The sequence below is a fragment of the Streptomyces marokkonensis genome, from assembly GCF_039539045.1.
Taxonomy (GTDB): Bacteria; Actinomycetota; Actinomycetes; order Streptomycetales; family Streptomycetaceae; genus Streptomyces; species Streptomyces marokkonensis.
On sequence record NZ_BAABCQ010000084.1, the window covers coordinates 1 to 15206 of the forward strand.

Consider the following 15206-nt stretch of genomic DNA (forward strand, 5'->3'; position numbering starts at 1 on the left):
GGGTAATTCATCCGTGACGGCCGGCCCGGTCGGTATGCCGTTGCGGCCGAGCATCCTTTCTTCTAGACCTGTCCTCCAGGCTCTGAAAACGAGTTTTCTCATGCGCGGGAGCGCTCGATCGGAAGGCGGAGATGCGGCGATGGAATTCGGTGTGAACTTCTTTCCCGTGGTCGACCCCGAGGAGAGGAGCGCCACGGAGTGCTACGACCAGGTCCTCGAACTCGGGGAACTGGCCGACGAACTGGGCTACGCCCATGTACAGACCGTGGAGCACTACCTCTCCCCCTACGGCGGCTACTGCCCCGACCCCGTCACGCTCCTCACCGCGCTGGCGGCCCGTACCCGACGGGTCCGCATCGTCACGGGCGCCGTGATCCCGGCCTTCACCCACCCCGTCAAACTCGCGGGGAAGCTGGCCATGCTCGACCACCTCTCCCACGGGCGCTTGGACGTCGGCTTCGGCCGCGGCTTCCTGCCCACCGAGTTCGCCGCCTTCCAGGTGCCGATGGAGGAGAGCCGGGCCCGCTTCGCCGAGGGCCTCGAGGCGTGCCGGCGGCTGTGGACCGAGGAGGAGGTGGTCTTCGAGGGGAGGTTCCACCGCTTCGGGCCGGTCACGCTGCTGCCCCGCCCCCACCAGCGCCCCCACCCGCCCGTCTTCGTCGCCTCCGCGACCAGCGCCGATTCCTGTGCGGCCGCGGGCACCGCCGGCCACCACCTCCAGGTCGTGCCCTCGGTGACCAGCGCCGAACAGCTCCGGGAGATGCTCGCCGCCTACCGCGAGGCCTGGAACCGGGCGGGACACGCCCCCGGCGGCCATCGCATCCAGATCAAGTACACCGTCTACCTGGCCGAGCGGAACGCCGAGGCGGTGGAGTGGGCCGAGCGCTGGGAGCGCAACTACGTCGCGCACATGGCCCGGGCCGTGGCCCCGCTGGCGGGTGGCGCGGGCGCCGACTACCCCGGCTACGAGAAGTTCGCAGAGAAGGCGGCCGGCTACGACTTCGCCACCGCCCACAAGGCGGACAAGGTGCTGGCCGGCGACCCCGACGCGGTACGCGAGCAGATCGCCCGGATACGCGACACCTTCGGCACCGACACCGACCTGAGCCTCCAGTTCAGCCCCGGAGCCCTGAGCCGGGACCGCGCCGTCGCCGCCATGCGGCTGTTCGCGCGCGAGGTGATGCCGGCCTTCGGGACGGCGGGGGAGACCGGCGTGTCATGACCGCGGACGTGCGGGCGCGCCGGCCAGGGCCGCCCGCACCTCCTGCTCGACCAGGGAGGGTATCTCCCCGCCGCGCGAGGCGAAGTAGAAGTGCCCGCCCTCGAAGACGCGGCAGCCCCGGAAGCGCTCGCCGTACTCCGCCCACCCCGCCAGCTCCGCGGGTGTCGCCCACGGGTCCCGGGAGGCGCCGTACACCGTGAACGGCACCGGCACGTCCAGGTCGCGGTCCACGGCGGGCCGCCAGTTCTCCACCAGGCCGAAGTCCGCGCGGATCACCGGCTCCAGCAGCCCCCACAGCTCCGGGTCGTCCAGTACGTGCTGGGGCGTGCCGCCCATGCGGGCCAGCTCGGCACGCAACTGCCCCGACGACAGCCGGTGCAGGGCGGTGGGCCGCTCGGCCACCGCACGCGGAGAGCCCCGCCCCGAGAGGCCCAGCCAGACCGGCACCGGCAGCCGGGCCGCCGCCAGCGCGAGGGTCAGCTCGTGCGCCACCAGGGCGCCCATGCTGTGCCCGAAGAACGCGAACGGCCGGTCGAGCCGGAGCAGCAGCTCGTCCACGAGCATCCGCACCAGCGTCTCCGTGTCCCCCACCGGCGTCTCGTCCGCCAGCACGCCGCGCCCCGGGGCGTCCGTCAGGCAGATCTCCCAGTCCTGCGGGAGGTACCGGGCCCAGTCCCGGAAGGCGAGGTGCGACCCGCCGGCGTGATGGAACAGGAACAGCCGGGCCCGCGGCTCCGGCACCGGCCTGGCCGGGAAGATCGCCCTGCTGCCTGTCTGCGGACGCGTCACCACTGCGCCATCGCCTCCCTCACCGGCCCTGACGGGCCCTCGACTCCGACGGGGGACGTGCGTCCCGTCCGGCCAGTGTGCGCACCCGCCCCTGACGGACGGCTGACGACCGCCTGACCCGGCGGACCGCCTCCCACGGCCCGGACGAACCGTCAGACGCTCGTCAGCGGTCCGGCAGAGCGGGCGGCGACGATGGCCCGCGAGGCGTCCTCCCGCCCCGCGCGGCGGATCCGGCGCCCGACCCGACACGGCGATCCAGGGGGCATTCCCGGTGCTCGAAGAGACAGCGCACACGACCGCCACGGCCCCGCTCGGGGCCGCGCAGCGCGGCATCTGGTACGCCCAGCGGCTCGACCCGGGCAATCCGCTGCACAGCGGCGCGGCCTGCCTCGACATCCGCGGCCCCCTCGACACCGGTCTGCTCGCCGAGGCCGTCCGGCGCGCCGTCGCGGACACCGACGCCCTGCACCTGGTCCTCACCGAGGGCACCGGCACGGACCACCCGGACGAGGGCCCGCGCCAGCACCTCGACCCGGCCGCCCGCCCCCGGGTGCGGGTGCCCGACGGCCCGGCCGACGAGGACAGCGCGCTGCGCCGGATGCGCGCGGAACTCGCCGCCGCCGCAGGACCGGACGGCGCGCCGTCCGCCCAGGAGATCTTCCGCCTGGGCCCGGACCGGCACCTGTGGTACCACCGTGCGCACCACCTGCTGCTGGACGGCACGGGCCTGTGGCTCTTCCAGCGGCGCGCGGACACCGTGCTGCGCGCCCTGGCGGCGGGCGCCCCCGTACCCGACAACCCCGCCGCGCCGCTGTCCCAGCTGTGGCGGGAGGAGTCCGCCTACCGGGAGTCCGCCTACTACGCCGCCGACCGCGACCACTGGCAGCGGGTCATGGGTGACCGCCCCACGCCCGTGTCCCTGGCCGGGACACCCGCCGTCGCCTCGCACGCCTTCCTGCGCGCCACGGGCCAGGTCCCCGCCGGCCTGGCCGACGCCCTGGAGGAACTGGCCGCCCGGCACGGCAGCGCACGCCCCGCCGCGGTCGTCGCCGCCGTCGCCGCGCTGGTCCACCGGATCACCGGTGCCATCGACATCGTCCTCGGCCTCGCGGTCAACGCCCGGCTCACCCCGGCCGCCCGCCGCACCCCCGCCATGACCGCCAACGTCGTACCGCTCAGGCTCACGGTGCGCCCCGGCCTCACGGTCGACGAACTCGTCGCGCGCAGCGCCCACACCCTGCGCGACGCCCTGCGCCACCAGCGCTACCCGCAGGAGGAACTCCGCCGCGACCTGGGCGCCGTCGGAGCGCGCCGCCCGCTGTACGGGCCCACGGTCAACCTCCTGCGGGCGCCGGCCCCGACCTTCGGCGGACTGCCGGCCCGCCTGCGCTACCTGTCCAACGGCCCGGTCGACGACCTCAAGTTCACCTGCTACGACGCCGGCGGCGGCGCCCTGCCCGTCGACCTCGACGGCAACCCGGAGCGCTACACCCAGCAGGACCTCGACGGCCACCTCGAACGGTTCACCGGGCTGCTGGCCGAGTTCACCGAGGGCTCCGGCCGCCCGCTGGCCCGGCTGGACGTCCGTGCCCCGGCCGAACGCCGCACCCACCGGCCGGCGCCGCCGACCCCCCGGGCGGCGCCGCCCGCGGCCGCCCTCGCCCCCACGCTGACCGCGCTCTTCGAGCGGCAGGCGGCCCGGACACCCGACCGCACCGCCGTCACCGCTGACGACGTCCGCCTCACCTACCGGCAACTGGACCGGCGGGCCAACCGCCTCGCCCGCCTGCTGCGCGCGCACGGCGCCCGCCCCGGCCGCCTGGTCGCCCTCGCCCTGCCCCGCACGGCCGACCTCCCGGTCGCCGTCCTCGCGGTGGTGAAGACCGGCGCCGCCTACCTGCCGCTCGACCCGGGCTACCCCGCCGAGCGGCTCGCCCTGATGGCCGAGGACGCCCGGCCCGCCGTCCTGCTCACCGACGCCGCCACCCTCCGCGCGGGTGCGCTGCCCGAGGGCCCGCCCCGCGTCGTCCTCGGCTCGCCCCCCGCCGACGCCGCCCTGCGGGCCCTGCCCGACGGACCGCTGACCGGCGACGAAGGGCCGGCGCCGCGCGCGGACGACACGGCGTACGTCATCTACACCTCGGGCTCGACGGGCCGCCCCAAGGGCGTGCCGGTGCCGCACCACAACGTCGTACGGCTGTTCCGGACCGCCCGGCCCGTCATCGGCTTCGGCCCCGACGACGTGTGGACCCAGCTGCACTCCTACGCCTTCGACTTCTCCGTCTGGGAGATCTGGGGCCCCCTGCTGCACGGCGGCCGTCTCGTCGTCGTGCCCCACGACACCGTGCGCACCCCCGCCCGGCTGCTGCGCCTGCTCGCCCGCGAGGGCGTCACCGTCCTCAGCCAGACCCCCAGCGCCTTCCAGCAGCTGGCCCTGGCCGACGCCGAGCACCACGGCGACGGCGACCTCGCGGCCCTGCGCCGCGTCGTCCTCGGCGGCGAGGCCCTGGACCCGGGCATGCTGCGCGACTGGTACGCACGCCACCGCGAGGACGCCCCGCTCGTGGTCAACATGTACGGCATCACCGAGACGACGGTGCACGTCACCCACCGCCCCGTGGACCGCCGCACCGCCCACACCGCCACCGGCAGCCCCATCGGCCGGCCGCTCGCCGACCTCGGCCTCTACCTGCTGGACTCCGCCCTGCGGCCCGCCGTGCCCGGCGCGACGGGGGAGCTGTACGTCTCCGGCGAGGGCCTCGCCCAGGGCTACCTCGGACGGCCCGCCCTGACGGCCGGCCGGTTCGTGGCCGACCCCTACGGACCGCCCGGCACCCGCATGTACCGCACCGGCGACCTGGCCCGGTACGGCGCGGACGGGGAACTGGAGCACCTGGGCCGCGCCGACGGCCAGGTACAACTGCGCGGCTTCCGCATCGAGACGGCCGAGATCGACGCCGAACTCACCCGGCTGCCCGAGGTGTCCGCCGCGGCCACCGTCCTGCGCGACGCCGGCGGCCGGCTGGTCAGCTACGTGGTGCCCGCCTCCGGAGCGGACCCGGAACCCGGAGCGCTGCGGGACCGCCTCGCCGAGCGGCTGCCACCCCAGTCGGTCCCGGGCGCCGTCGTCGTCCTGCCCGCCCTGCCGCTCACGCCCAACGGCAAGCTGGACCGCGACGCGCTGCCCGAGCCCGCCGCCCGCACCGCCGCCCGCCGCCCGCAGGGACCGGAGGAGACCCGGCTGTGCGAACTGTTCGCGGAGGTCCTCGGCCACGGCCCGGTCGGTGCCGACGACGACTTCTTCGACCTCGGCGGCCACTCCCTGCTGGCGACCCGCCTGGTGAGCCGCGTCCGCGCGGTCCTCGGCACCGAACTCGGGGTGGGCGCCGTCTTCGACGCGCCCACCCCGGCCCGCCTCGCCGCCCGCCTCGCCCCCGCCGACGGCACCCTGCGCACCACCCTGGCCGCCGCCGGCACCCCACCGGAGACCGGACCCCACCGGACCGCCGCCCCCGGCGGACCGGAGCACGACGGCACGTCGCCCACCACCCCCGACGGACCGCGACGCGACGACCCGTCCGGGCACCTCCCGCTCTCCGCGGCGCAGCGGCGCATGTGGGCGACACACCGGCTGCACGGCCCCACCGCCACCTACAACCTGCCCTGCGCCGTCGACCTCAGCGGGCCCCTGGACCGCACGGCACTGCACGCGGCCCTGCTCGACGTCGTACGGCGCCACGACATCCTGCGCACCCGCTACCCCGACACCGGCGGCGAGCCCGTACAGCAGGTCCTGACGCCCGAGGCGACCGGCCCGGTCGACCTGCGCCCGGCCACGACCACCGACGAGAACCTGCCCACCGCGCTGACCGAGGCCGCCCGCCTGCCGTTCGACCTCACGGCCCGACCGCCGCTGCGCGCCCACCTGTTCGCGCGCCCGGACACCCCGGACGGCCGGCCCCGGCACACCCTGCTCCTCGTCCTGCACCACATCGCCGGCGACGGCTGGTCCCTCGGGCCCCTGCTGCGCGACCTGGCACGCGCCTACACCGCACGCACCGGCGGACACGCCCCCGAGTGGCCGCGCCCCGCACCCCGCCACACCGACCACGTCCACCGCGAGCGGCACACCGCTCCCGCCGCCGACACCCTGGACTTCTGGCGCCGCACCCTCGACGGCGCACCCGAGCAGACCCCGCTGCCCACCGACCGCCCGCGCCTCGCCGTCGCCGGCACCGACGGCGGCAGCGTCCCGCTGGAGATCGGACCCGCCCTGCACGCGCGGCTGCACACCCTCGCCCGGCGCCACCACGCCACCATCTTCATGGTGCTGCACGCCGCCCTCGCCGGACTCCTGACCGCCTCCGGGGCCGGCACCGACATCGTCGTCGGCACCCCGACCTCGGGCCGCGGCGGACCCGAACTCGACGACGTCGTCGGCTTCTTCGTCAACCCGGTGCCGCTGCGGGTGGACACCGCCGGACGTCCGCCGTTCCGGGACCTCCTCCACCGGGTCCGCCGCGCCGACCTCGCCGCCTACGACCACCAGGGCGTCGCCTTCGACCGGATCGTCGACACCGTCGCCCCGCAGCGCTCCCTCGCCCGCCACCCACTCTTCCAGGTGGTCCTGTCCTTCAAGGACTTCGAGCCCCGGCTCGACCTGCCCGGTCTGGACACCACCCCGCGCCCCGTCCACCTCGGGGCGGCCAAGTTCGACCTCACCCTCAACCTCGTGGAACGGCGCGCCGCCGACGGCACCCCGGACGGCATCACCGGGGACGTCGAGTACGCCACCGCCCTGTTCGACGAGGCCACCGCCCGATCCCTGGGCGCCCGGCTGCTCCTCGTCCTCCAGGCCGTCTGCGACGACCCCGCCCGCTCCGTCGCCGGCCTCGACCTCCTCACGCCGGAGGAGAAGCGGGCGGCGCTGACCGTCTGGAACCCGGCCGCCGAACCCCCGGCCCACCCCCACCTGCCGGCGCTCTTCGCCGCCCGCGCCGCCGCCCGCCCGCACGCCCCCGCCCTGGAGGCCGACGGCACGGCCCTCAGCTACGCCGAACTGGACGCCCGCACCAACCGGATCGCCCGGCTGCTGCTGCGGCACGGCGTGCGCGCGGGCACGGTGCTGCCGATCGCCCTGCCCCGCTCGGCCGACATGGCCACCGTCTGGCTCGCCACCCTCAAGACGGGCGCCGCCGCACTGCCCGTCGACCCGTCCTACCCCGCCGAACGCCTCCGCCACCTCTTCGACGCGGGCGGCCCCGGGACACCCGTGGTCACCACGGCCGAGCACGCCCCCGCCCTGCCGCCGCACCCGCAGGCCCCCGTCGTCCTCGACGCCCCGCACGTGCGCGACGCGCTGGACGCCCTCCCGGACACGCCCGTCACCGACGCCGAACGGGGCCGGCCCCTGCACCCCGGCGACCCCGCCTACGTCATCCACACCTCCGGCTCCACCGGCCGCCCCAAGGGCGTCGTCGTCCCGCACGCCGGGGTCCCCGCGCTCGCCGCCGCGCAGGCCGAGCGCTTCGCCGTCACCGAGGACAGCCGGGTGCTCCAGTTCGCCTCACCGAGCTTCGACGCCTCGGTGATGGAGTACCTGATGGCCTTCGGCACCGGCGCCACGCTCGTCGTACCACCGCCGGGCCCGATCGTCGGCGAGGACCTCGCCCGGCTGCTCGCCGACGCGCGCGTCACCCACGCCCTGATCCCGCCGACCGCGCTCACCGGGGTCCCGCCCGAGTCACCGGCCGCCCTGCGCACCCTGGTCGTCGGTGGTGAGGCCTGCCCGCCCGCCCTGGTCGCGCAGTGGGCACCGGGACGGCGCATGGTCAACGCCTACGGCCCCACGGAGACCACCGCCTGCGCCACCGTCAGCGCCCCCCTGGCCCCCGGCGGCCCCGTCCCCATCGGCACCCCGGTCGCGGGGCTGCGCGTGCACGTCCTCGACGACGCGCTGCGCCTCGCCCCGGTGGGCGTGCCCGGCGAGCTGTACATCGCGGGTCCCGGCGTCGCCCACGGCTACCTCGGCCGACCCGGGGCGACCGCCGAACGGTTCGTGCCGGACCCCTGGGGCCCGCCCGGCAGCCGCGCCTTCCGCACCGGCGACCGGGCCCGCCGCCGCGCCGACGGCACCCTGGAGTACCTCGGCCGGACGGACGACCAGGTGAAGGTGCGGGGCTTCCGCATCGAGCCGGGCGAGATCGCCACGGCGCTCACCACCCATCCCGCCGTACGGCGCTGCGTCGTCGTCGTGCGCGAGGACCCCTCCGGCGACCGCCGCCTCGTCGCCTACGTCGTTCCCGCCGCGGCGGACGCGGACCACCCGGAACTGCGGCGCCACCTGGCGGCCCTGCTGCCCGCCCACATGGTGCCGGCGGCCTTCGTCACCCTGGACCGGCTGCCCGTCACCCCGCAGGGCAAGCTGGACCGCGCCGCGCTCCCGGCCCCCGACCCGACCCCGGCGGCGTCCACCAGGACCGCCCGGCCGGGTGCCGAACGGACCGTGTGCGAGACGCTCGCGGAGATCCTCGGCCTCGAGGCAGCCGGCCCCGACGACGACTTCTTCGAACTGGGCGGCGACAGCATCATCGCCATCCGCCTCGTCAGCCGGCTGCGCGCCCACGGGCTCGCCCTGACCACCCGCGACGTCTTCGAACGGCGCACCGCCGCGGCCCTCGCGGAGCGCGCCGCCGCCCCCGCCCCCGCGCCCGCACCCCGGCCCGAACGCCGCGCGGCGCACGGCGACAGCTTCCCGGCGCCACCCCTCGCGCACTGGCTCGACGGCCTGGGCGACCGGGCCGACCGGTTCAGCCAGACCATGACCGTCACCGTCCCGCCGATCCGCGACGCGACCCTGCTGCACCGGGCGCTGCGGCACGTCCTCGACGCCCACCCGGCCCTGCGCACCACCCTGCTCGGCGGTGCGGCCGACGCCCCCGCGGCGGCCCGTCTGACGCTGCGCACTGCGCCTGCCGGCACACCGGATGCCGCCGCGCTGCTGCGGCGGGTGCCGGTGTCCGGCGGCGCCGTGCCCGACGACGTGCACGCCGCCGCCGTCGACCGGGCCCGGGGCGAACTCGCCCCCCGGCAGGGGCGGATGGTGCGCGCGGTCTGGTTCGACGCCGGGGACCGGGACGGACGGCTGGCCCTGGTCGTGCACCACCTCGCCGTCGACGCCGTCTCCTGGGGGGTCCTCCTGCCCGACCTGCGCGCGGCCTACGAGGCGGCGGCCGCCGGCGGCGCCCCGCCCCCGCACCAGGCCGCCCACCCCTACGCGGCCTGGGCGACCGGCCTGGCCGAGGCGGCGGCCGAACAGCGCACCGTCCGTGAACTCCCGTACTGGACGTCGGTGTTGTCGGGGGCGCACGAGCGCCCCGGCAGCGGCGAGCCGGACCCGGCACGCGACACCCACGGCTCCCTGCGCCACCTCACCGCCGAACTGCCCGTCCCGGTCACCCGGGCGCTGCTCACCGAGGTGCCCGCCGCCTTCCACTGCCGTGTCCTCGAACCGCTGTTGACCGCCTTCGGCATCGCCCTGGCGCACGGCGCGTCCGAAGGGCACGGACAGGCCGCCGACGTCCTGCTGGACCTGGAACGCCACGGACGGGACGACCCGGCCGCGGTGCCCGGCCTGGAGACGGGGGTCGGCTGGTTCACCACCGTCCACCCGCTGCGCCTGCCCCTGGCCGGGACCGACATGGAGGAGGCCCTGGCCGGCGGTCCCGCGCTCGGCCACGCCGTGAAACAGGTCAAGGAGACGCTGCGGGCGGTCCCCGGTCACGGCACCGGCTACGGCCTGCTGCGGCGCCTCAACGACCGCACCGCGCCTGTTCTCGGCGACCTCGGCCACCCGCCGGTCGCCTTCAACTACCTGGGCCGGCTGCGGACCGAGGACACCCGGTGGAGCGCCGTCCCCGACGAACGGGACCTGGCCGGGGCGGGAGCCGACCCCGCCATGCCGGCCGGACACGTCCTGGAGGTCGACGCGGTGACCCTGGACGGTCCCGCCGGACCCCGGCTGACGGCCGTGTTCCGCTGGCCGCGAGCGCTCCTCGCCCCCGAGGCGGCCGCCGCCCTCAGCACGGCGTGGACCCGTGCCCTCACCGCCCTCGTCGACCACGTAAGGCGGCCGGACGCCGGGGGCTGGACGCCCTCCGACCTCCCGCTGGTCGACCTCGACCAGAGCGACATCGAAGCCATCGAGGCCGCCTGGCGCGACCGCTGACGGCCACCCGGCGGGCCGGATCACGCGACCGTCAGAGAGACGTGAGCCCGTCGTCATGGCCCCCGCATACAGTCCACAGCAGCACGCGGCGCCGCCCGACGGCGGCGTGGTACCCGGCAAGGGAATGGGAGACGCGCATGGCAATCCACGACATCGCGGCGCAGCACCTGGCGGACGGCATCGCGGCCAGCGGCCCGGCTCCGGACCTGGCGGCGGCCGCCGCCTTCTTGGAGATGGGGGACCGCCTCGGCGTGGTCGCCCACCTCGACCCGGACCGCACGCTGGAGACCGCGTCCGTGGCGGCCGCCCTCGACCTGCCCGAGCCGGCGCTCGTGCGCTACCTCGACGCCGTGGAGTCCGCCGGCCTGGTGATCCGCGAGGGCGAGGGCCGCTACCGTGCCTGCCCGGACTTCGACACCATCCGCCACCAGGCCGGCTACATCTCCTGGACCATGAACGCCAACCGGCCGTTCATCGAGAACGCCCGCGACTTCTTCACCGACTGGGACAAGGCCGCCCGCACCCACCTCCGCGACTTCCGCGAAGTGGCCGTCAGCTCCCAGTGGATGGGCTCGCGCGCCTTCTACCCCACCGCCCTCGACACCATCATCGACGCCGCGCCCCGCAAGGTCGTCGATCTCGGTGCGGGCACGTGCAGGCTGCTCATCGAGGTGCTGGGCGCGGTCCCCGGCTCCACCGGCGTCGGGCTCGACTTCGCGGCCGACGCCTGCCGCGCCGCCGTACAGGCCGTGAACCAGGCCGGGATGTCCGACCGGCTCACCGTCGTGGAGCGCACCATCCAGTCCGTCGCCACCGACCGCGGCATCCTCGAAGGCGCCGACGTCATCCACGCCGGCTTCGTCTTCCACGACATGCTCCCCGAGGAGGAGGACGTCTGCGACCAGGTGCTGGCCGCGTGCCGCGAGTCCCTGGCACCGGGTGGCTTCCTCGCCATCACCGACGCGGTGCCGTACCTGCGCAACGACCGCGAACGCCGGTTCAGCGCCGCCGTGTCCTACTACCACGGCGAGTTCATGCGCCGCAGGCTCCAGAGCGAGGAGGAGTGGGTGGAGCGGCTGCGCGGCGCCGGCTTCTCCGACGTGCGCGCCCTCACCCTGGCGTTCCCCACCGGCCGCCTCTTCCTCGCCCACCGCTGATGAACCGGCCGACCGCCGCCCGCACGGCCGACGGCCCCGCGTCCGCCGCGGGCCTCCCGGCACCGCCCGTGGAACTGCGTCCCCACCCGGACCCCACGCCCGCCGGCCGGCGCCGCGCGCTGCTCGCCGAGCCGCCCTTCGGGGAGGTCTTCACCGACCACATGGTGACGGCCCGCTGGACCCCGGACGGCGGCTGGGGCCGGGCGGTCCTGGAACCCTTCGCGCCGCTGCGGATGAGTCCGGCGGCGGTCGGCCTGCACTACGGGCAGAGCGTCTTCGAGGGGTTCAAGGCCTACCGCCGGGGCCGGGACCGGGCGGTCGTCTTCCGCCCGGCCGACCACGGGCGCCGGCTCGCGGTGTCCGCCCGGCGGATGGCCGTGCCCCCGCTGTCCGTCGATCTGTTCGTGGCCGCCACCGAGGCGCTCGTCCGCGCGGACCTGGACTGGATACCCGAGGGCGACGACCGGAGCCTCTACCTGCGCCCGGTGGTGTTCGCCGACGAGCCGCACCTGGCGCTGCGGCCGGCCCGCTCCTACCTGTTCCTGCTCCTGGCCTTCCCCACCGGCAACTTCTTCACCGGCGGACAGCGCGCCGTGACCGTGGCGGTCAGCGAGGAGTACGTGCGGGCCGCACCGGGCGGCACCGGAGCGGCCAAGTGTGGCGGCAACTACGCCGGGAGCTACCTCGCCCAGGAGGAGGCGGCCCGGCGCGGCGCCGACCAGGTGGTGTGGCTGGACGCGGTGGAACGCCGCCACGTCGAGGAACTCGGCGGCATGAACCTGTTCTTCGTGCACGGCGAGGGCGACCGGGCCGAACTGGTCACCCCGCCCCTCTCCGGCACCATCCTGCCCGGCGTCACCCGCGACACCCTCATCACGCTCGCCCGCGACCGGGGCCTCCCGGTCCGCGAGGCCCCGGTGCCGCTCGCGGACTGGCGGGAGGGCTGCGCCCGGGGCCGCATCACGGAGGTCTTCGCCTGCGGCACCGCCGCCCGCGTCACGTCCGTGGGCAAGGTCCTCACGGGCGACGGCGGGTGGACCGTGGGGGAGGGCGCACCGGGGCCGGTCGCCCGCCGGCTGTCCGCACTCCTCGCCGCCGTGCACCGGGGCGAGGAACCCGACCCGTACGGCTGGTGCCACGGCGTGGACCGGTCCGCTCCGAGCGGACTCGGCGGCCGGGAACGGGGTTGACGGACGGACCCGCCGAGTGGAAGGCTTGTCCCATGATCTACTGAGTCGGGGGCGCTGCCCCTTCCTCTCGGCAGGCTCCGATCCCTGTCACTTCGCCGTCGGTCGTGGACGCGACGTTCCCTCGACGGCGCCCCGGCAGGAGAGACCTCCCCATCACCGCCTGCACGGCGGTCCGTTCCGCGCGTCCGGCCACGAGCCCGCGACGCGGGGGCACCGGCATGCCCCTCGGGCATGCCCGGCAGGGGGGAGCCGCAGGAAACGGGCGGTCAGGTTGCTGTGCGCACTCGACACCCCGACCCCGCTCAGGAGATCACCCATGTCCCAGCAGTCGTCAGCGTCAGCCCCGCTGTCGCCGGCACCTCCCCAGCGCGACCCCCGCCGCTGGTGGATCCTCGCCGTCCTCTGTTCGTCCCTGTTCGTGATCGTGCTGGACAACACGATCCTGAACGTCGCCATCCCCTCCATCACCGAGCAGCTCGACGCCAGCACCGCCGAGATCCAGTGGACGATCAACGCCTACACACTGGTGCTGTCCGGACTGCTCATCACCGCCGGCGGACTGTCCGACCGGCTCGGCCGCAAACGGGCGCTGCTGCTCGGCCTGCTTGTTTTCGGCGTGGGCTCCGCGACCGGCGCGTTCGCCGGCTCGCCGGAAGTGCTGATCGGCGCCCGCGCCCTCATGGGCGTCGGCGCGGCCTTCCTGATGCCCGGCACCCTGGCCGTACTGGTGCGCACCTTCGACAACGAGGAGCGCCCGAAGGCCATCGGTATCTGGGCGGCCGTCTCCTCCGTGGGAATGGCCCTCGGACCCGTGCTCGGCGGGTTCCTCCTCGACCACTTCTGGTGGGGCGTCACCTTCCTGATCAACGTGCCGGTCGCAGTGGTCGGCCTGATCGCCATGGGCGCGCTGCTGCGCGAGTCCAAGGACCCGGTCAACGCGCGCCCCGACCTGGTCGGGGCCCTGCTGTGCACCGTGTCGGTGGTCGCGCTGGTGTGGGCGGTCATCTCCGTCCCCGGCCAGGGCTGGCTCGACCCCGAGACCCTCGGGGCCGGTCTGCTCGGACTGGCCGGCGCGACGGTCTTCGTGCGCTGGGAGCTGCGGGCGCCGGACCCGATGCTGGACATGACCATGTTCAAGAACCCCCGGTTCCGCGGGGCCGTCTTCGGCGGCATCCTCAGCGCCTTCGGCATGGCCGGTTCGCTGTTCCTGCTCACCCAGGACCTGCAGTTCCTGCGCGGCTACGCGCCGCTGGAGGCGGGCGCCCAGCTCACCCCGATGGCCGTGGGCGTCCTGATCAGCAGCGTCCTGATCAGCCCCCGGGTGGTGAAGACGCTGGGCATCGGCAAGGGCGTGGCGCTCGGCGTGACCTGCTCCGCGACCGGTCTGCTCACCGTCGCACTGGCCCCCGACGACGGGTACCTGGTGCTGGCGGCCGGGCTGCTGCTCCTCGGCGGAGGCGCGGGCATCTCCGGACCGCTGGTCGCCAACGCGTTGATGAGTTCCATCCCGCCCGAGCGCGCCAGCACCGGGTCGGGGGTCAACAACACCCTCCAGGAGCTGGGCAGCGGCCTCGGCGTCGGCGTCCTGGGCGCGGTCCTGGTCGCCTCCTTCTCGCAGCACCTGCCCGACGGGCTCGGCGGAGCGGCCGCACAGTCCTTCCCCGCGGCGGTGTCCGCCGCGGGCGACGACAGCGGGCTCCTCGGCCAGGTGCGGGACTCCTTCGCCGACTCCCTGACGAACAGTCAGCTCATCGGTGCCGCGGCGGTCCTCCTCGGCGGCTGGCTCGCCGGCGCGCTGCTGCTGCGCGCCGACCGCGCCGAGCGCGCCCGTGCCGCGGCGCAGGAGGCCGACGCCGCCGCGCCCGACCAGGCGGACGCCACCGCGGACGACCGCCCCGTCTAGGCCGTCTTTTGAAAGTCGGCTCCGCTCTCCGCCCCGCATCGTGATGATTTCGGTGTGGGGCGAGGGGATCTTTCTGATGAGCAGTGGTCGGTGCTGGAACCATTGTTGCCGGTCGCGGTGTTGGGCAGGCCGTCGGTGGGCCGCCGGAAGCTGATCGATGGGATCCGCTGGCGGGTGCGGACGGGTGCTCCCCGGAGGGATCTGCCGCGGGAGTACGGACCGTGGCAGACGGTCTACGGACTCTTCCGCCGATGGCAGCGCGACGGCACCTGGTCCGACCTGCTGACCAGGCTGCAGGCCCGGGCGGACGCGGCAGGGCTGATCACCTGGGAGGTCAATGTCGACTCCACGATCTGCCACCTATCCCGCCAGTCAGCGAACTCGACGGAGTCCGCATCGGACGGCTGCTGCGACTTCACAGAGCGGAGATGGCGCAGGGCGTGCTTGAGCACGGGGGTCAACCACGATGCTTCTCTCGATCGGTTCGCGGTCGACCCCATCGTGCACCACTTTCAAAACACGGCCTAGCCCGACGGGCGAACAGGGCAGGGCCGTGAGGCGGCCTTCCGTGAGCGACACCGAGCCGCGGAGGGCCGCCGGCACCCCACCCCCGCACTCCGGTCCCCGGGCCTCCCGGCCTCCGGGGGCTCCGTGGCAGTGCCGGGGCCGGCCGTGCCGTCCCTGCGGTCCCTGCCGTCCCTTCGGCAGCGGGGCCCAC

The 15206-nt window shown here is 75.5% G+C and carries 6 protein-coding genes and 1 pseudogene; 6 read left to right on the forward strand and 1 reads right to left on the reverse strand.

Features of this window, described 5'->3' with window-relative positions; genetic code table 11:
• The first annotated feature begins 151 nt into the window (after nt 1–151).
• Nucleotides 152–1222 (forward strand): LLM class flavin-dependent oxidoreductase, encoded by a 1071-nt coding sequence (locus ABEA26_RS20965; RefSeq protein ID WP_345594364.1) that lies wholly within the window; start codon nt 152–154, stop codon nt 1220–1222.
• Here ABEA26_RS20965 and ABEA26_RS20970 read toward each other — a convergent pair.
• The gene (locus ABEA26_RS20970) at nt 1217–2014 is read right to left on the reverse strand and encodes a thioesterase II family protein (RefSeq protein WP_345594366.1); all 798 of its coding nucleotides are present in this window, start codon (nt 2012–2014) and stop codon (nt 1217–1219) included. The genes ABEA26_RS20965 and ABEA26_RS20970 overlap by 6 nt on opposite strands.
• Before the next feature lie 268 nt (nt 2015–2282).
• Here ABEA26_RS20970 and ABEA26_RS20975 point away from each other — a divergent pair, with 268 nt between their 5' ends.
• The 5 genes and pseudogenes from ABEA26_RS20975 to ABEA26_RS20995 form a co-directional block, all read left to right on the forward strand.
• Entirely contained in the window at nt 2283–10238 is a 7956-nt protein-coding gene (locus ABEA26_RS20975) for an amino acid adenylation domain-containing protein (RefSeq protein ID WP_345594368.1), read from the forward strand.
• A 137-nt stretch (nt 10239–10375) separates the two neighbouring features.
• Nucleotides 10376–11395 carry a methyltransferase gene (locus tag ABEA26_RS20980; RefSeq protein WP_345594370.1) on the forward strand — a complete coding sequence of 340 codons (1020 nt, stop codon included), beginning with the start codon at nt 10376–10378 and terminating at the stop codon, nt 11393–11395.
• On the forward strand, nt 11395–12585 hold the full coding sequence (locus ABEA26_RS20985; RefSeq protein ID WP_345594372.1) for a branched-chain amino acid aminotransferase: 1191 nt from the start codon (nt 11395–11397) through the stop codon (nt 12583–12585). The genes ABEA26_RS20980 and ABEA26_RS20985 overlap by 1 nt, the downstream gene beginning before the upstream one ends.
• A gap of 316 nt (nt 12586–12901) precedes the next feature.
• Nucleotides 12902–14488, forward strand: coding sequence for an MFS transporter (locus tag ABEA26_RS20990; protein WP_345594374.1), 1587 nt, complete (start codon nt 12902–12904; stop codon nt 14486–14488).
• A gap of 54 nt (nt 14489–14542) precedes the next feature.
• Nucleotides 14543–14872, forward strand: a pseudogene (locus ABEA26_RS20995) (transposase); the annotation flags it as partial.
• Nucleotides 14873–15206 lie beyond the last annotated feature (334 nt).